We start from the raw sequence: 18,556 nt of genomic DNA on the forward strand, positions 1-18,556 counted from the left end.
ATTATACTTGAAAGAAAAGAAAGTTGCGGAGGCAGTATGAAACATCGAATATCAGCGGTTATTGCGTGCATATTGGCGGGAGTGCTCCTGACAGCATGCAGTCTGGAAAGTGCGAAGACGGAAGAGAAGACACTGCCAAAGATTACGATTGGCGGGGCCATCTATAAACCGTACTTTTATAAGGACGTCGAAGAAAATTATACAGGCATAGATGTGGAGCTGGCAAAGGAAGCCTGTGCACGTTTAGGCTATCGTCCGGTTTTTAAAGAGATCGATCTGGGACAGCGAAAGGAGTTGTTGCAGAGTGGGAAGATCGATTGTATGTGGAGCTGTTTTAGCATTGATGACAATAATGATGATTATCTGTGGGCAGGACCGTATCTTTACAGCCGCCGTGTTGTTGTGGTACGGGGAGACAGTGATGTGACGAGACTTGCCGATCTGAAGGGCAGATCGATTGCGGTTCAGTCCAATTCTACTTCAGAGAAGATATTTATGAAGAGGGTCAATCATCAGATACCGGAGGTATCAAGAATTGCATCCTACCGAACCTTTGGAGAGGTATTTACGGCACTGCGTAAGGGGTACGTGGATGCGATTGCAGGACATGAGGGCGCACTTCTTGTTTATACACAGGATTATCCGGGACAGTACCGTTATCTGGATATGACGCTGCATCAGGCAAAACTTGGCGTTGCCTTTGCCAAAAACGGCGATGAAAAGCTTGCCGGACGGCTGACGACAGTATTAAATGAGATGTCAGAGGATGGGACAACGGGAAATATTATTGAAAAGTACGGATTAGATGTGGACAGAAATGTATATGGAGGGGCTGACTGATGGGGAAGACTGATGAGAAGATACAGGAATACAGCCCGTTCAAAATAGGGGGAATATTTAGTGTTATTGGAATCCTGTTTCTTGTAATTGTGTATGGGGCGGTGACAAATGCTGAGTGCAGTCAGGTAAAGAAAAATGCGGAGACAACACTGCAGTTTGTGCGTTCACTGTGCCGCAAATACGATGATTATCGGCTTGGAAATCTGACAAGAGACCTTCAGACAGTGATCAATAAATCAAGGACCTTAAGTTCATATGTGAAGGAGACTCAGGCATCGTTAGAAGAATATACGGATATGCAGGATCTAACGGGAATCTGTATTCTGGATGCGGATGCGAAGGTGGTACTCCGGTCGGGACAGCGTCCGCTGGAGGAGAAAGCACTTCTTAAGGCGATCCGTAAGGAGAGTAATCTGAAAAGCATTATTCAGGATTCCAGGAAAACCTATGCGGATCAGATCGAGCTGGAGGGACGTTATTATAATTATGCGCTGGTGGCAAGAACGAAAAAGCCCGGTGTGATCCTGTGTTACGATGATATTACGAGGACGATTGCAGATAAGAATGAACTTTCGCTTGGCTCACTTCTGGCGGGGGATACCTTTGAGGGTGATGCACAGATCATAGTAACAGATGGAAAAACGGTTGTCGGAACCAATGTATCCGATCTGCAGGGACTTGCGGTGGATCAATGTCCGGTCATCAGTGCTTACGGACAGGACAAGGTGCAGAACGACGGGAAATTGTTTGAACTGCGTGACAGCGGGAAAAGCTGGTACGGAAAGCAAGAGTTTTATCGCAGCTATTATTTATATGTTTTTTACAGTGACAAGAATGTTTTTGCCAATCGTATCTATTATATGCTGATCGCATGTGCGGGATACATGGTGGTATGTGTGCTGCTTGCCAATTTGCTGGAGCATACCAGAAAGCTGCGTCTTAAACATATGGAGAAGGAGTATCATCTGGTCAGCACGATCGCCAGTATCTATGAGGCCAATCTGCTGATACACCTGAAGGAGGATAGCTGGGAGGCGGTTGTAAAGTCTGAGCGTTTCAGTGAGGTGATTGATGGAACGCCATCGGCAAGAGAGATGTTAAAGGTATTTACGGACAGACTGGTACAGGATACATATCAGGAGGGCTTTACGAGCTTTGCAGAGCTTGATACGCTGGATGAACGCCTCGTGGGAAGACATTTATCGGATATTCATATGAGAGCAAGCAGGGGCACTGGTATCTGTCGCTGTTCATTCCGCAGAGAGATGCCGGGGGAAGCCTGCAGTCTGTGATGTTGGTATTTCGCAATGTAACGGATCAGAAGAGAAAGGAAATGGAGTATCAGAAGCAGCTTCGTGTGACAGCGGAGGAAGCGAAACGTGCCGATGATGCCAAGACAGATTTCCTGCGCCGGATGAGTCACGATATCCGCACGCCGATCAACGGCATCCGTGGTATGGTAGAGATCGGAAAGTCCTGTGAGAAGGATGTGCAGAAAACGGATGAGTGCTATGATAAGATCCTTGGGGCGTCTGATTTCCTGCTGGATCTGGTCAATAACGTGCTGGATATGAGTAAGCTGGAGGCGGGAGAGATCGCAATGGAGCATAAGCCGTTTGATCTTAAGGAGCTTATGAAGGATTCGCTTCTGGTGGTGGAAAGTCAGGCGGCACAGCACGGAATCACGATCCACAGGGATGCAGCAGAGGGCGATTACTGGCATTTTGTGGGAAGCCCGCTTCACCTGAAGCAGATTTTCCAGAATATTGTTTCTAATGCGATCAAATACAATAAAGAAAATGGTTCCGTCCGTGTATGGTGCCGCCAGTTGTCCGTGGATGCCGGATATGCGACCTTTGAATTTGGCTGTGAGGATACAGGAATCGGTATGAGTCAGGAGTTTCAGAAGCATGCCTTTGATACCTTTGCACAGGAGTCGGATGCTGTCAGGACAACCTATTCCGGATCGGGACTTGGACTTCCGATCGCCAAAAAGCTGGTAGAACATATGGGAGGTACCATTTCCTTTGTCAGTGAGCAGGGGAAGGGAACAACCTTTACGGTTCATCTGCCGCTGCAGATTGACCGGAAATATTGTAGCGGGGAAGGTGAATCAAAGACCGGCGATGTATCCATTCAGGATCTCCGCGTGCTTTTAGTGGAGGATAACGAACTGAATATGGAGATTGCAGAATATATGCTGACCGACAAGGGTGCTGTTGTGACGAAGGCATATAATGGCAGGGAAGCACTGGAGAAGTTTGAAGCGTCAGACCCCGGCAGCTTTGATGTGATCCTGATGGATATTATGATGCCGGAGATGGACGGCCTGGAGACAACAAAAGCGATCCGCGGTCTGTCAAGAGAGGATGCCGGAAGTGTTCCGATCATCGCCATGTCCGCCAATGCCTTTGCAGATGATATTACAAGGAGCAAGGCGGCAGGTATGAATGCCCATCTTTCAAAGCCGCTTGATTTCGAGGAGTTATTCCGGACGATTAAACGGTATGGCGGTGCCGGGGCATCGTAAGGAATATTAATAACGAAAAGCATATCAGAAATAAAATACAGGCAGAATGGTAAAGCTTACCGTTCTGCCTGTATTGATCTAAGTCCTTCTGAACCCTAAGGTCTGGATCTGCCCCAGTAGCCTTCGATCGCTTCCCGGTTCAGGTTTTCACCGATGACGATCAGGATCGCCTGGCCGACAGCAATCGGATGGATCTGCGTCTGTTTTAGCGTTGCATTGACAGCAATCCAGCTTTCATCCGGAAGTTTCTGGAAGCCCTTGATCCGGAAGACTTTGCCGCAGGCGGGGTCATTTAATATTTCGCGGCAGGACTTTTGAAGAAAATCTTCGGTAAATTCCATATTCATAAAATAAAGGCTGTCATAGGTCTTCTGACTGTCCATCCAGAGCTTGGCGTAATCGGCACCGTGATATCCACTGCTCATGATCTGACGGAAATCCTGTGTGGTCAGATCGGTCCAGTCCTTTTGGAAAACAGTCTGTCCGGCGGGAAGCGTCATATGAAGCTCATTCATAACACCGGTTACGAACCGTCTGGTCTCTTCAAGCTGCACCGGTGAAACCTCCTGCACATGACTGTAGAGGACGGTACCGGCTTGTGCCGTCTGTGATGCCAGAATATAGCGGGAGTCTTTAGAGAGCTCCTGATCCGGAGCTGCATCGATGATCGTGATCACATTGCCGATTGCATACCAGCGGTCTAAAGGCTCCTCATGGAGGGCATCAAAGAATTCGTCCATATCAAAGATGCCTGAGGGCTCCACCAGTACACGGTCGTAGCCGCACATTCCCATCGCAATCAGCTTTGTTTTAAAACGTCTGCGGTGGCAGTCGGCATCACAGCCGCCGGCGACCATCTCCAGAGTACAGTTGTCACCGAGGATATCCTGCAGCAGCAGGGCATCGACATTGACTGCACCAAAATCATTTTCCAGTATTCCGATGTTCAGCCCCTGATCGATCAGATATTTCGCATATCTGCGGATAAACGTTGTCTTGCCGGAGCCGAGAAATCCCGTGATCAAATCAATCTGAATCATAGTTGCAACCTCTTTTCTGTCTGTTTGTGGACAGTTTATCACAGATGTCCTTAAAAAGCATCTTTTATTCTGTGTATCATGATAGATATTATCGGCATATTCTTTTCTAATATGAGACTTTTTCATGATTATATAAAAAAATTCACAAAACGACTTGTCTCGATAAAATAATACCATTATAATTATCGTAATTAAGAGAAGAATGAACAAATAGAAAGAGGTATGAAAATGCAGCATAAAAAGAACTACGAAATAAGTCTATTCGTAATCGGATGCATTCTGATCAACTGTATCGGCAAGTATGCGGCAGCAAAGATGCAGCTTCCGCTCTGGCTGGATTCCTTTGGCACAGTCTGCAGTGCGTATGCACTGGGACCGGTGTGCGGTGGAATCGTCGGTGCAGCGACGAATGTGATCTACGGTTTTTCCCATCCGGTTTCCTGTATCTATGCCATCACCAATGTGGCACTTGGGATTCTGGTAGGACACTGCGCGGCAAGGGGATATCTGCAGAATCTGTTCCGGACGATGACACTCAGCTTTCTGGTTACCGTGGTGTCGGTGGCAGTATCGGTTCCGTTAAATATCCTTTTCTCCGATGGCAGAACCGGGAATATCTGGGGAGACGGTGTGATCGATCTGCTTGGACAGATGGGACTGATCCATTGGCTCTGTTATGTGATTGGAGAGTTTTACGTGGACTTTTTGGATAAGGTTGTGACGCTGGTGGCGTTTTTTGCCGTGCTGAAGCTGTTTCATGACCGGAGACAGAGAAAGCAGGAGACAAAGAATCCGAAGATACGTCCGAATCATGTGAAGACGGGAATCTTTGCAGGAATCCTTGTTCTGCTTGCCGCATGGCAGCCGGGCTGTGACATGAAGGCGGCAGCAGAAGAGCGTTATAACACATATGTCCAGACGATATATAACGATGGAAACGGGCTGCCGGGTGGCAAGGCGAATGATATTGCCCAGACAAAGGACGGTATCCTGTGGATCGGAACTTATGGCGGACTGTACCGCTACAATGGAAGCAGCTTTCGATGGATGAATGAATACGAGTCGGTCAAAAATGTCAACTGCCTTTATACGGATGAGGCAGGAAGACTCTGGATCGGAACAAATGACAGTGGTGTTTCGATCAGCATTAATGAAGAAATTTCCAATGTTATAGATTCCATGCACGGACTTCCCTCTGATTCGGTGCGATGCATTACAGAAAATTCCGATGGAACTTTTTACATCGGTACAACGGATGCGCTTGCCGTTGTATCCTTATCCGGTGGTCTGGCAGTTACGGATATGATCCCGGAGATCACCTATGCCAGAAGTCTTTCGGCGGATCAGGCAGGTCATGTGGCTGCAGTTACGGATGAGGGAGGTCTGTACCTTCTCCGTAACGGAGAGATCATCGCACAGTGGGAGAAAAGACCGATGCAGGCAGCATATTCCTGTTGTATGTTTGACCAGTCCGGCAAGCTGTATGTTGGAAGAACCGACAATGTGATCGAGGTCTATGAACCCTCCGGCAAGATCTGGAAGAACACGCAGGTGATCAAATGCGGTTCCTTGTCCAATATTAAGTCATTAAACCGCTCCGAGGATGGTGAGATCTTTATTTGTGCGGACAATGGAGCCGGTTATCTGAATGCAAAGAATGTTTATCAGGATATCAATACCAACAAGTTTAACAGCTCGATCGATCACATGCTGATCGATTATCAGGGAAACCTCTGGTTTACCTCATCAAGACTTGGTCTGTTTCGGATGTGTAAGTCTGTGTTTACGGAGATATTTACTGAGGTGGGACTGGATGAGGATGTCGTAAATACCGTGACAAAGTGGGACGGTAATCTGTATTTTGGTACAGACAGTGGTCTTGACATTGTAAATGGACGTATGACGGAGGTTCGGGAGAATGCACTGACAAGAAAACTGCAGGGCATCCGGATACGCTGTCTGATGGTGGACAGCCGCAACCATCTGTGGATCTGTACCTCCGGTTCCGGTGTGCTGGAGCTTGCCACGGATGGAACCATGCACAGCTATACAGAGAAGGAAGGGCTGCTCGGCGATAAGTTCAGAACTGCGATGGAGCTCACGGATGGAACCATTGCTCTGGCGGGCGACATCGGCATCAGTTTTGTCAAAAACGAAAAGATCACAGGAACGATCGGCACAGAGAATGGTCTTGCTAATCCAAAGGTGCTCTGTATGCTGGAGCAGAAGGACGGAAGTATCCTGGCAGGAACAGACGGTAATGGTATTGCACTGATCCGCAATCGGAAGGTGGTTTCGCATTACAAGAAGACAAACGGCTTAAGCTCCGGAGTTGTACTCAGAATGGTTCCGGATACCGATAACGGAGGTATTTTCGTGATCACGAGCAACAGTCTGTGCTTCATGAAAAAGGATCAGATCCGCGAGCTGAAGAATTTCCCGTATTATAATAATTTCGATATGGTTGAGGGAAATAAGGGGGAGGTTTTTGTGCTCAGTTCAGCCGGTATCTATGTTGTAGATAAGAAGAAGCTGGAAAACGGAGAGAAGTTAGATTATGATCTGTTAAATGCCACAAAGGGTCTGCAGGAGTCGTTGACGCCAAATGCATGGAATTATATTGACGAGAACGATAATCTCTATATTTCCGGTGGCTTTGGTGCGGTATATATGAATATCAATGATTACAATTCACACAATTTCTCGTACCGTATGCTGATGAAGTCGATCCGGCTGGACGGGGAGACATCTTATGTGGAGCGAGGAGAGGTCTTTCATATTCCGAGAGGCGTGTCACATATCGAGATCGTACCGGAAGTAGTCAATTACTCGATCAACGATCCGTATGTACGGGTATGGCTGGAGGGCTTTGACAAGGAGCCGGTCATTGTTGCTCAGAGTGAACTGAAAAATATTGTGTACACCAATCTGCCGACAGGAGACTATGTTTTCCACATGGCGGTGTACGATAACCAGAAAGCAAAGGTGATCGAGGAAAGCACCTATCCGATCGTAAAGGACAAAGAAATCTATGATCACTGGTGGTTTTATGTTTATTACGGTGCCGTCCTCGTTTTGACGATCGCATATCTGACCTGGCTGATCGTAAGAACACAGATCCAGAAGAAGCTGAATCTGCAGAAGAAGGAGCTGGAGCTTGCAAAGAACCAGATCCAGATGGGAAATGAGACGATCATCACGATTGCGAGAACGGTCGATGCCAAGGATGAAAATACCAGTCAACATTCCCAGCGTGTATCGGAATACTCTGTTATGATCGCAGAAAAGCTCGGATACGATAAGGAGGATCTGGAGGTGCTGCGAAAAACAGCATTGCTGCATGATATCGGAAAGATCGCGATTCCGGATCGTATCTTAAATAAAGCAGGCCGCCTGACCGATGAGGAATACGATGTGATGAAGTCCCATGTGATCCGGGGAGCAGAGATCTTAAAGAATTTTACGTTTATAGAGCATGTGGATGAGGGGGCACTGTACCATCATGAGCGGTATGACGGCAGAGGCTATGTGAATGGGCTGAAGGGAGAACAGATTCCGCTAAATGCGCGGATCATCGGTATTGCTGATGCCTTTGATGCGATGACAGCCAATCGTGTGTACCGCAAAAAGCTGGATCTTGATTTTGTGTTAAACGAACTGGAGAAGGGCAAGGGAACTCAGTTTGATCCCAAGCTTGTGGAGATCCTGTTAGGTCTTCTGGAGGATGGAACGATCGATGTAGAGAGTCTGTACGGCAGAAAAGATATTCTGGAACAGTCATAAAAGAAAGAGAGGCATGGTATGAAGAGAATATATTTGATCACATTTAGCAGCGCACTGCTCGTTGTACTGGCGGCGTTCTGCCTTCATGTACTGATGCGGGATGACACAAAGCAAAGAAAGATCACTATCGGCTTTGTCTATGTGGGAGATACCAGTACCGCCTATACGGGCAATTTTGTCAAGGCGCAGAGGGCAGTTGAAAAGAAATACGCCGGGCAGGTGAAGACGATCCCGAAGTTTAATGTGACAGAGGGAAGCGAGGAGAGTATTTTGCAGGAGCTGGTGGATGATGGCTGTGATATGATCTTTACGACAAGCTTTGCGTTTGGAGAAAAAGCAAAGGAATGGGCAGGAAAGTATCCGAAGGTGCAGTTCTGCCAGTCGACCTGTGCCAATGCCAACGATAAGCCGGTTTATAAAAATTATCACACATATATGGGAGCAATCTATGAAGGAAGATATATCTCCGGTGTGGCAGCGGGCATGAAATTAAAGCAGCTGATTGATGAGGGAACCATTACGAAGGAGCAGGCAAAGGTCGGATATGTCGGAGCATATCCGTATGCGGAGGTAATCTCCGGATATACGGCATTTTTCCTCGGTGTGCGATCCATTGTGCCACAGGCACAGATGACCGTAAAGTACACAAACACATGGGGAAGCTATGCCTTAGAGAAGAAATGTGCCTCCGGGCTGATCCGTGAGGGCTGCGTGATCATATCACAGCATTCCGATACGACAGGACCGGCGGTAGCGTGTGAAGAGGTCAAGGGAGAAAAAATCGTGTATCATGTCGGTTATAATCAGAGTATGGCGGATGTGGCGCCGACAACGTATCTTACCGGGTGCAGGATCAACTGGGAACCGTACATTTCCTCTGCCGTGCAGGCAGTCATTGAGAACCGGGATATTGAAAATGAGGAGAATGCGACCGTAAATGGAAATGATGCCGGAGCAGGTTTTGATCAGGGGTGGGTGCAGATGCTGGAATTGAATGAGCTGATCGCCGCACCCGGAACCAGGGAAAAGATAGACTCTTTGATACACCGGTTTGAGCAGAAGAAGGTACATGTATTTCAGGGGGATTATATCGGGGTGGATCCGGAGGATGACACGGATCAGATCTCCTTGAAAAAGGAATATAAAGAGAATGAAAAGAGCTCGGCACCGACATTCCATTATGTGCTGAAAGATGTCATAAAGATTGAATAGAAAGCGGTGTTTTATTTGTAAAAATGTTACAAATACGATATAATATACTCGAAGGAAAAAGTAAATCATTTTATCACGAACCGGCACGCATAGACCGGTTCCGGTAGTTTATGGGAAAGGAAGGAACAGTTATATTATGCGAAAAAGCAGAAAACTAATGGCAGTTCTGATGTCTGCTGCAATGATGGTTTCAGGACTGAGTGGGGTAAGTGTCCCGGCAAAGGCAGCAAAGAAAACGCCTGTCCGTCTGAATAAGACAAGCGTATCAGTCAAAAAGGGCAGGAAGGTGACCTTAAAGGTCAAGAAGAACAAAACGGTAAAGGTAAAATCCTGCAAATGGACCAGCAAGAAGAAAGCCATTGCAGTGGTTTCAAGGAAGGGCGTTGTTACCGGAAAAAAGGTCGGTAAGACAACCATCACTGCAGCAGTAAAGTATCAGATCAGGGGTAATAAAAAGCTTAAGACAAAGAAATTAAACTGTAAGGTCACGGTGAAGGCTGCAGCAGTGAAAGCGTCGCAGACACCGGCAGCACCGGCAAGCTCTGCGGCAGTGACAGCACCAACACAGACACCGGCAGCTTCGGCAGCAGCACCGACAATCATACCTACGGTTGTTCCGAGCACAGCACCGACACCGAATCCGGACAAGTCTAAGAACGGCATCCGCAAGTATGATGACGGTCAGATGGACAAGACAATGACAGCACCGGAGCTTATGCAGAAGATGGGACAGGGATGGAACCTTGGTAATACACTGGAAAGCTGCGGCATTGATACCAGCGAACTTCAGCCGTCAGAGATCACACCGACGGTATATGAGACAGGCTGGGGCAGCCGGAGACAACCTACAAGATGATCACGGCGGTTAAGAAATGTGGCTTTAACACCGTTCGTATTCCGGTAGCATGGTCTAATATGATGCCGGATGACGGTACATATACGATCAATGACGCATATTTTAATCGTGTTGAGACAGTAATGAACTACTGCTTTAGAAATGATATGTACGTTGTTCTCAATATTCACTATGACAGTGCATGGTGGGGCATGTTTGGCGCCGCTGACAGCGAGGGCAATGCGAGAGAGGATGTCCGTAAGGAGGCCTGGAAGAAGTATGAGGCAATCTGGACACAGATCGCAGAGCGTTACGGTGAGTATGGAGATCATCTGATCTTCGAGTCAGCGAATGAGGAGTTAAGTGATTTTGTCGGCGGAGATAATCTGGGTCTTAACACGAAGTACGAGGGAGTACAGGGAAATCTCACCAATGATGAGGCATATGAAGTGACAAACCGGATCAACCAGAAGTTTGTTGAGATCGTGCGTAACAGCTCAGATAAGCTTTTCTGTGAGAACAACAAGTACAGACAGCTTCTGATCGCCGGCTTTGCAACCGATCTGGACAAGACCTGCGATGAACGTTTTAGATGCCGACCGATACCGTAGCAGAGAATGGTCAGACAAAGCTCAGCGTTTCTATTCATTATTATTCACCATATGGCTGGGGAATCTTAGAGGATAAGACGAATGCGGATTATCAGGGAAGCTGGGGGTCACAGGAGGATTACGATTATCTTCATTCACAGTTTGACAAGCTAAAGAAATTCTCCGACAATGGCTATGGAATCATTATCGGAGAGTACGGCTTTGGTAATACCGACAAAAAGGGCATTCCGGCATATGTGAAGGAAGTTATGACATACGGTAAGAAGATCGGAGCAACTCCGGTTCTCTGGAACAATTCCGTATTTGACCGCTACGATGGTGTAATCTGCTTTAAGGATTTTGCACAGATGCTTGAGGAGGTAACGGGAGCAACAAATGTTCCTTTGGAAGAGGGCGCTGTTGACACAGGAACAATGCTGGTTGAGAAGCTAAGCGATGCAGATGTAGCCAAGATGAAGGTTGTTGCATCCTGGGAAGGAATCTGGAGCCGTACCAACAACAAAGGAATTACGGCAGATGGTAAGCCGGATCTTTCTCTGGGCGAGGTTGGTAACTTTGAGACAACAAGCTGCAGTGATGGTCTGACCGTTCAGTCCAACAAGTGGTTCTGGCAGTTGTTTTTGACCTATGACTGGTCGAAATTAAAGAAGCCGGCGATCCGTGTGACAATGGCTTCCGATGAACTGAGCAGCAAGGCGGATTTCCAGTTTGCATACTGCAAGGGTAAGGATATCAATGCAACTCACTTTGACACAATGGATCACGCAGAGTATAATGAGGCAGTGCTTGCACTTAGTGCAGAGAAGCTTGCCGGTGTCAAAAACTGGATTGAGTTCTCCTCTCCGACAGAGGGAGCATCGATTACCAAGATTGAGATTCTGGATCTGGCAGAATAAGAACTTTCCAAGTAGAATACGATTCATAAGATTTTTTTAATGATAAAGATCATCTTTTGTCCGGTGATACCGGATGGAAGATGATCTTTTTGATGTATCGGAAATCCACAATGTATTGCTCTCACAAAATTATTAACTAAGACTTCCCATACCAAAGATGGAGATCCGCCCATAATATTTCTTATGTCCGGAAAATAAAATATGAATTTTGCCTGAGAAATCAGTTGATCCGTGAACTATGACTAAAAAATTGACGCAGATCAGTAGGATTTCCGAAAAATCTTGCTTTGCAATGCTTTGATAAATACGCATCCGCACGACTGAGCCCCATAGGTGGGCTCAGCTATTTCGGACGGCACGCTCCCGCTACCACTGCACCACGCAGCGGTACATAACGCCGGATGTTCGATGGAGTATCTATATCATTTGCAAAATCCGGGGCGTAAGTACCGGCGGGTGCAAGTGCCTTTCGAAACATCTGAATCCCACCTTGGGGCGAGTACGGCAGGATGTGTTTATCGAAGATCAAAGCAGCAAAGCAATTAGATTTTTCGAAATCCGTAAGTGACAAGACAATTTTTTAGTCATAGCTCATGGATTTTTAATATATTGGCAGGCAAATTATGATTTCAAAATAACCGGACATAAGAAATATTATGGGCATACATCAATTTGAGGTATGGGAAGTCTTAGTATATAAATATAAAAAAGTATATGATGTAGTGAAAAGCCAGCACAAAATATAGTTTTTCCCTTTTAAAATATAAAGGAAAATGTTTGTAACATAAGTGGAAGTCAATGAAAATCAATTTGGTACGAAAAGAGGAAATATATGCGTGGTACGAAAAAGAAAAGAAAATGGAGTCGCAGGAAGTGCCATTTACTGCTGATGTGGTCAAGTGTTATATTTGTTGCGGCGGCATTGCTGCTTTCAACGGTCTGGAGTCATAATTACCGGATGCGCAGGAACAATACTGTGGCGAAGAACGATCCTGTCAGGAAAGCAGAGACTACAAAGGTGCCGAATAAGACAGCAGAGCCGATGGAAAGTCCGACGCCTTCCATGAAACAGACGGAAAAGCCGGATGAAACGAAGAAACTGTACACGTATCTTCAGGGACCAAAGTCCTGGAAGCGGGGCATTGACTGGTCCGGTGAATGGGGAGAGCAGTATATGGATGGAGGCTCGTTTGGCGGCTTTGGCTGCGGTCTGTGCTGTATGGCAAATGTGTATTCGTCATTGACAGAGTATCAGTGTTCTCCGGTGGATATGTATCGTTTTGCCAAGAAGCATACCGGCTATGGCGGTGGCATGGCAATTGACTGGGGATATATGCGAAGAAGCCTTACCAGGCTGGGATTTCAGTGTCATGTCGAGCATAAGCAGGAGACATACCGACAGTTTCGACAGAATATCAGCGATGCCAAATGTGCGATTGTTCTCGTCTCCAGTAGCAACTCTACGGTTCACTGGAAGAATACACCGGGGCATTATGTGACGATCTTTGCTTATGATAAAAAGCATGACCGGGTTTTTCTGGCGGATTCCGGAGATCCGGATCACAACAGGAAGTGGATCTCGCTGAAAAAGATTTATCGTTCTCTGAAAACGGCAAGCAACTGGCAGTACCTTTTGGTTGAGGGTTATCAGAAATCGAAGGATATCTGGAAGCATAAGACGGCATCCGGAGTATGGAACCGGCCGGCATATCTGCAGAAATAATCGTGCACAGTGCTGTGCCCGGCTGGTCAAAGAATGTGATAATGCGGTAACGGCATGTTGAGCAGAATATGCCGCAGAAAGTCAAACAACAGGATGGAAGGACCGGACAGGAGAAACCAGAGCGTGCTGTTCAGCAGACAGATCTGCCTTGTATATTGTATGGGCGTCCGGTGTAATCCCAGACGTTTAAATGGAGCTGGTGATTGACAAGAAGTCCTACCAGATATTCGATAGTTGTGATCATCAGACCACAAAGAAGCATTTGCAGCAGAAGGGAAAATCTGGCATGGAACAGAGCTTCCACCGCACCGATCAGCAGAAAGCAGATGCCGGCAGTGAAAAACATGGAAATATGCGTGTATCCCCGGTAGAGAATTTCGATTCCACAGTAAAGAAAGCCCCCTGTGAAAAATATAATGGAATATGCCTGTATTGGAGTAAGTGCCATAGAAATACCATGCCTTTCTGATTCATATTACGTGCCTTTAGTATGATTATTTTTTTGCTTGTTTATACCTGTGTATTGATGAATAGGGCTGGAATATGTTACACTAATAAGAGTGATCAAAACGGGAATAAATTTTTGCATATGGAATTTATTCTTCGGCATACCTGACACAGATCCGGTATGTGCGCAAAATATGTTTAGAAATGAGGAATGATATGAATTACGATATTTTAAATAAAGCGGACAAGGTCATCTGCGAGCGGATTGAAAAGGATGAGATCAAGGGAGCGAGTCTCTGTGTGATCCATAAAGGAGATACCGTATATTTCCGTTCCTTTGGTATGGCAGATGTGGCAAGAGACATTCCGATGACGAAGGATTCTATCTTCCGTTGTTATTCCATGACAAAGCCGGTTACGGCAGCGGCAGTGATGACCGTGGTAGAGAAGGGGCTTCTTTCCCTGAGCGATACGGTGGATATGTATCTTCCGGGGTTTCAGGATCAGAAGGTGTTAAAGGACGGCGAGCTTGTGCCGGTGCAGCAGAAGGTGACGATCCAGCATTTGTTGAATATGACAGCCGGTGTGACATATCCGGATGCCAGTTTTCCGGCGGGAACTTATATGCAGAATATGATCGACAAGTATTATGCAGATCTTGAGGCGGGCAAGCCGACGAGTACATACGATCTTGCTAATCTGATCGGACAGCAGCCGCTGGAATTTGAGCCGGGAGAGGGCTGGCGTTATTCCTTCTGTGCGGATGTGCTTGGTGCTGTGATCGAAGTGGTGACGGGTAAGACATATGGTGAATATTTAAAAGAGACAATCTTTGAGCCGCTCGGAATGGTGGATACCGACTTTTATGTGCCGGAGGACAAGCTGGACCGTTTTATGGAGAATTACGAGTTTAAGCCGGAGACAGGAACGCTGGAACCATGTACATGGCAGCATCTTGGACTTTCCTATATGCACAAAAAGAAACCGGCATTTGAGTCCGGTGGAGCGGGACTTGTATCCACGGTGGGTGATTACTCCAGGTTTGTCCGGATGATGATGCACGACGGATGCTATGGTGGTGTCCGTATTTTGGGGCGCAAGTCGATCGAGCATATGCATATAAACCAGCTGACACCGCAGCAGATGAAGATGTATGACTGGGAGGCACTCAGAGGCTACGGCTATGGTGATCTGATGCGCCATATGATTGATGTTCCGGCATCCTACGGACTTGGCTCAGAGGGAGAGTTTGGATGGGATGGATGGCTCGGCTCTTATGTGGCGATGGATCCGGCGGAGGATCTTGCGATCATTTATGTGATCCAGAAGTGTGGCGGTAACGGATACCGTGATGTGCAGCTTCTGCGCAACATTATTTACAGCGCACTGTAGGCAGGAGAGAGGTGGCGTCATGAAGATCATAGAGGGAAAGCAGGCTGTCGTGAAACAGATTGAGACAAAGACTGCCGTACAGAATCATGCAGCGCAGGCAGTGTATCGCGATGTTCTGGCACCGGAGTATCAGACGCTGCATTATCATGGCGTGAAACAGGAGAAGGGAAAGTCTCTTGCGTTTCAAAAGCAGGTGATACCGGCTGAAGTGTACGCAGCAGACGAAGGGAGAAACGGAGTCAGCGGAGCAGATATCGTGACGCCGGTGTTTGCGGAAGAAACACTCGGACAGTTGGATCATGAGACGACATTGAAGGAGCTGTTTGCGGGGGCAGGCAGTCGGAGAGAGGGATGAAATGGTAGATCATATTGTCAGGCTGGATATTAAGCCGTTAATGACATATAACGATGGTAAGAAGCGTAAAACCACACTGACATCTTTCGAAAAGGTGTTAGCGCATAAAGAGAACGGCATTGTCAATGAGGAGGATATCAAGACTCAGGAAAAGGCAGACCGCAGGAAGCTGCAGAGCACGACGGACCGTAAAGCAGGACAGGCAGTAGAGACCAGGACAGCGAAGACATTATATGCTGATCCGGTGACAGGACGGGCTGTGACTTATGAGGATGTTGCGGATACCAAGAAGAGTCAGGCGGATAAGGCATCGGGAACCGGGAGCGTGTCGGCGCAGAATAAGACAACCACAGCGGACTCCATGAAAACAACAAAATACGATTCATATTTTAAGAAGGCAGCCGCCAAATACGGAGTATCCGAGAGCCTGCTCAAGGCAATCGCAAAGGCAGAGTCTAATTTCAATGCAAAGAGCGTTTCCGGTGCAGGAGCGATGGGCGTCATGCAGCTAATGCCGGATACCGCAAAGGGACTTGGTGTGACTGATCCTTATGATCCGGAACAGAATATTATGGGCGGAGCAAAATGTATTTCGCAGAAGCTCAAGGAGTTTAACGGGAACGAGAGAATGGCTCTGGCAGCCTATAATGCCGGAAGCGGCGCAGTCAGAAGATATGGTGGCATACCGTCCTACTGCAAATCATATGTTAATAAAGTACAAAGCTACAAGAAGGCATATGAAACCGCAGATGCTGTATGATATTGAAATGTTATGGATTCGGTTATGCGGACTTCCTAAGCGGAAATCTGTATAGCCGAAATTTATTAAAGGGGCGTATTTATGATCACAAAGAAATATATTGTCTGGGACTGGAATGGAACGATCATTGACGATGTCGGGATCGCGCTGGATGCTGTGAATGATATGCTCAGAGAGAAGAAGCGGCCGGAAATCACACTGGAGCAGTATCGTCAGGCGATGGATACGCCGATTCTTCGTTTTTATGAACGGTTTTTTGATATGGAAGAGACCGATTTCGACTGGATCGCAGAGAGGTTTCAGGAATATTATGAGGCGCATAAGCGGGAGCTTTCTCTGCATGAGGGAGTGGAGGATCTGCTTCGCCGATTTGAACAGGAAGGGTGTCATCAGATTATTTTGTCCTCCTCTGCAACAAGGATCATAGAACAGCATGTCAAGAGATTTGGACTGACGCATTACTTTGATGCAGTGCTTGGAGCCAATGATCTGCTGGCAGCAGGGAAGATTGAGCGGGCGGTCGACTATTTCACACAACAAAAAATACCAAGAGATGAGACGGTCATGATCGGAGACTGCGTTCATGACTATGAGGTGTCTCATACACTTGGTATCGATTGTGTGCTGATGAGTGGTGGCCATCAGGATCTTGCAAGTCTGAAAGCCTGTGGATGTCCGGTGCTGTCCGGATATCAGCCCATGATCCGAAGCCCCTTCGGATAGTGGTTTTTCAGCATACCGTTCTGTGCCTTGCCCCAGCCGAGGGTACAGTTGTCAACGGTGACAAGAACCCAGCCCTTGAAGGACGGATCACAGGCGATTGTTTCGCCGTGAAGATAACGGTTGGCATCTTCATAGCTGCAGGAAAGGCTCTGACATGCCTGTGACGGCTTCAATGCTTTTGCCAGTGCGTGTGCAGGTTCAAACCGGTTCTTTTTGAGTGTACCAAGCTGAAGACCGCTTCTAAGCAGCTTCAAGCCGGCAAGCGAAGGCGCTGCGGCCGGCAGCAGATAAAGAGAATCGCCGAATAACTCCATTCTGCCATGTGCAAACACGGGATCATCCTGCAGAGGTGTCTGCAGGTATTTTTTTTTCAAATTCTTTGTAATCGGTCAGATCGACCGCCTTATCGCGCTGTTTCTTTTTGGACTTCTTTGCGGAAACGGTCGGCAGGACTTCGCAGGCCGGCTGTGGTGTACCTGCTTTGACGAGACGTGCGGCAAAGTGTCCTTCTCCATGGAGCTTATGCGGCCAGAGACGCAGAACGCGGGATGAGATCTCGTCGGGGTATGCGGCAATGCCGCAGGAAAGGCCACCGTGATCCGGAAGGTCTGCTACGCGTTGTCCAAGAGCAGTGTCGTGCCAGTTCGTCAGAGTATAATCCGGATGTGTCTCTAAAAACCACTGGATCATGGCTTCATCCTCGTCCGGTGCAAAGGTGCACGTTGAATAGACGAGAACGCCGCCGGGCTGCAGCATCTGGTCTGCCTGCGTAAGGATCATCCGCTGACGGTCAGCACAGATCCCGACATTCTCAAGACTCCATTCACTGACGGCGGTATCATCCTTACGGAACATTCCTTCGCCGGAGCATGGGGCATCGACAACGATCCGGTGGAAGAACAGCGGAAAGTGAGTGGCAAGTCCTTCCGGGGATTCGTTGCAGACAAGTGCATTCGGGATTCCCATGCGTTCGATATTCTGTGAGAGAATGCGGGCGCGGTTCGGGAAAATCTCATTGGACACCAGCATGCCCTGCCCCTGAAGCAGAGCGGCAATATGAGTACTCTTGCCGCCGGGAGCAGCACACAGGTCACAGACAAGTTCGCCGGGCTGTGGATCTAACAGGCTCACCACAGACATGGCACTTGGCTCCTGAATATAGTAGGCACCGGCTTCATGGAGCGGATGCCTTCCGGGACGCTCCTCCGGATCAAAATAATAGCCATCCTCCGCCCATGCAACCGGCTTTAATGAGAAGGGAAGCGTATCACAGCCTTGAAATGGATTACGCCGGAGCCCGTAAGCTCGCGGCGTATCATACGACTGTAGAAAATCTTCCCACTCTGCACCAAGGATCGGTTTTCTCTCACGGAGAAAATCAGGTGGTAAATTTCTAGACATATTTGACT

At 47.5% G+C, this 18,556-nt stretch carries 18 protein-coding genes; 13 read left to right on the plus strand and 5 right to left on the minus strand.

The features are described 5' to 3' along the window. The first annotated feature begins 36 nt into the window (after positions 1–36). From DXA20_RS02610 to DXA20_RS02620, 3 genes are read left to right on the plus strand one after another with little or no spacing between them, the layout of a single operon-like run. Positions 37–840 carry a substrate-binding periplasmic protein gene (locus DXA20_RS02610; RefSeq protein WP_118559188.1) on the plus strand — a complete coding sequence of 268 codons (804 nt, stop codon included), beginning with the start codon at positions 37–39 and terminating at the stop codon, positions 838–840. Continuing rightward, positions 840–2,132, plus strand: a complete 1,293-nt coding sequence (locus tag DXA20_RS02615; RefSeq protein ID WP_118559189.1) for a hypothetical protein — start codon at positions 840–842, stop codon at positions 2,130–2,132. The genes DXA20_RS02610 and DXA20_RS02615 overlap by 1 nt, the downstream gene beginning before the upstream one ends. Further along, on the plus strand, positions 2,132–3,370 hold the full coding sequence (locus tag DXA20_RS02620; RefSeq protein WP_118559190.1) for an ATP-binding protein: 1,239 nt from the start codon (positions 2,132–2,134) through the stop codon (positions 3,368–3,370). The genes DXA20_RS02615 and DXA20_RS02620 overlap by 1 nt, the downstream gene beginning before the upstream one ends. 95 nt (positions 3,371–3,465) lie before the next feature. Here DXA20_RS02620 and DXA20_RS02625 read toward each other — a convergent pair whose 3' ends face one another. Beyond that, on the minus strand, positions 3,466–4,410 hold the full coding sequence (locus DXA20_RS02625; RefSeq protein WP_118559191.1) for a GTP-binding protein: 945 nt from the start codon (positions 4,408–4,410) through the stop codon (positions 3,466–3,468). Between the two features lie 228 nt (positions 4,411–4,638). Here DXA20_RS02625 and DXA20_RS02630 point away from each other — a divergent pair, with 228 nt between their 5' ends. The 5 genes from DXA20_RS02630 (at position 4,639) to DXA20_RS17065 (ending at position 11,747) form a co-directional block, all read left to right on the plus strand. Continuing rightward, a complete protein-coding gene (locus DXA20_RS02630; protein WP_118559192.1) occupies positions 4,639–8,193 on the plus strand; it encodes an HD domain-containing phosphohydrolase in 3,555 nt (1,184 codons plus the stop codon). An 18-nt stretch (positions 8,194–8,211) separates the two neighbouring features. After that, positions 8,212–9,405 carry a BMP family ABC transporter substrate-binding protein gene (locus DXA20_RS02635; RefSeq protein WP_118559193.1) on the plus strand — a complete coding sequence of 398 codons (1,194 nt, stop codon included), beginning with the start codon at positions 8,212–8,214 and terminating at the stop codon, positions 9,403–9,405. Between the two features lie 136 nt (positions 9,406–9,541). Then, positions 9,542–10,261, plus strand: coding sequence for an Ig-like domain-containing protein (locus tag DXA20_RS02640; RefSeq protein WP_118559194.1), 720 nt, complete (start codon positions 9,542–9,544; stop codon positions 10,259–10,261). Then, the gene (locus DXA20_RS17060; protein WP_118559195.1) at positions 10,258–10,851 is read left to right on the plus strand and encodes a glycoside hydrolase family 5 protein; all 594 of its coding nucleotides are present in this window, start codon (positions 10,258–10,260) and stop codon (positions 10,849–10,851) included. The genes DXA20_RS02640 and DXA20_RS17060 overlap by 4 nt, the downstream gene beginning before the upstream one ends. After that, positions 10,833–11,747, plus strand: a complete 915-nt coding sequence (locus DXA20_RS17065; protein WP_118559196.1) for a cellulase family glycosylhydrolase — start codon at positions 10,833–10,835, stop codon at positions 11,745–11,747. The genes DXA20_RS17060 and DXA20_RS17065 overlap by 19 nt, the downstream gene beginning before the upstream one ends. A gap of 343 nt (positions 11,748–12,090) precedes the next feature. On the opposite strand, the gene DXA20_RS17070 is transcribed toward DXA20_RS17065, so the two are convergent. Continuing rightward, positions 12,091–12,225: a hypothetical protein gene (locus tag DXA20_RS17070; protein ID WP_279222343.1), complete on the minus strand. Its 135-nt coding sequence runs from the start codon at positions 12,223–12,225 to the stop codon at positions 12,091–12,093. A gap of 354 nt (positions 12,226–12,579) precedes the next feature. On the opposite strand from DXA20_RS17070, the gene DXA20_RS02655 reads away from it, so the two are divergent. Beyond that, on the plus strand, positions 12,580–13,470 hold the full coding sequence (locus tag DXA20_RS02655) for a C39 family peptidase (protein ID WP_118559197.1): 891 nt from the start codon (positions 12,580–12,582) through the stop codon (positions 13,468–13,470). Positions 13,471–13,600: 130 nt separating this feature from the next. Here DXA20_RS02655 and DXA20_RS02660 read toward each other — a convergent pair whose 3' ends face one another. Then, on the minus strand, positions 13,601–13,918 hold the full coding sequence (locus DXA20_RS02660) for a putative ABC transporter permease (RefSeq protein WP_118559198.1): 318 nt from the start codon (positions 13,916–13,918) through the stop codon (positions 13,601–13,603). Positions 13,919–14,133: 215 nt separating this feature from the next. Between DXA20_RS02660 and DXA20_RS02665 the strand changes: the two genes are divergently transcribed. The 4 genes from DXA20_RS02665 (at position 14,134) to DXA20_RS02680 (ending at position 17,147) form a co-directional block, all read left to right on the plus strand. Beyond that, positions 14,134–15,309 carry a serine hydrolase domain-containing protein gene (locus DXA20_RS02665; protein ID WP_158577103.1) on the plus strand — a complete coding sequence of 392 codons (1,176 nt, stop codon included), beginning with the start codon at positions 14,134–14,136 and terminating at the stop codon, positions 15,307–15,309. A 19-nt stretch (positions 15,310–15,328) separates the two neighbouring features. Beyond that, complete coding sequence (locus tag DXA20_RS02670) at positions 15,329–15,664, plus strand: hypothetical protein (protein ID WP_118559200.1); 336 nt, start codon at positions 15,329–15,331, stop codon at positions 15,662–15,664. A 1-nt stretch (position 15,665) separates the two neighbouring features. Further along, a complete protein-coding gene (locus DXA20_RS17075; RefSeq protein WP_279222344.1) occupies positions 15,666–16,424 on the plus strand; it encodes a lytic transglycosylase domain-containing protein in 759 nt (252 codons plus the stop codon). A gap of 81 nt (positions 16,425–16,505) precedes the next feature. Further along, complete coding sequence (locus DXA20_RS02680; RefSeq protein WP_022305358.1) at positions 16,506–17,147, plus strand: HAD family hydrolase; 642 nt, start codon at positions 16,506–16,508, stop codon at positions 17,145–17,147. On the opposite strand, the gene DXA20_RS16615 is transcribed toward DXA20_RS02680, so the two are convergent. Beyond that, a complete protein-coding gene (locus DXA20_RS16615) occupies positions 17,117–17,479 on the minus strand; it encodes an RsmF rRNA methyltransferase first C-terminal domain-containing protein (RefSeq protein WP_243100503.1) in 363 nt (120 codons plus the stop codon). The two genes, DXA20_RS02680 and DXA20_RS16615, sit on opposite strands and share 31 nt — an antisense overlap. A 4-nt stretch (positions 17,480–17,483) precedes the next feature. Further along, positions 17,484–18,548, minus strand: coding sequence for an RsmB/NOP family class I SAM-dependent RNA methyltransferase (locus DXA20_RS02685; RefSeq protein WP_243100504.1), 1,065 nt, complete (start codon positions 18,546–18,548; stop codon positions 17,484–17,486). Between the last annotated feature and the right edge of the window lie 8 nt (positions 18,549–18,556).

The organism is Roseburia sp. AM59-24XD (genome assembly GCF_003478445.1).
Lineage (GTDB): Bacteria > Bacillota > Clostridia > Lachnospirales > Lachnospiraceae > Jutongia.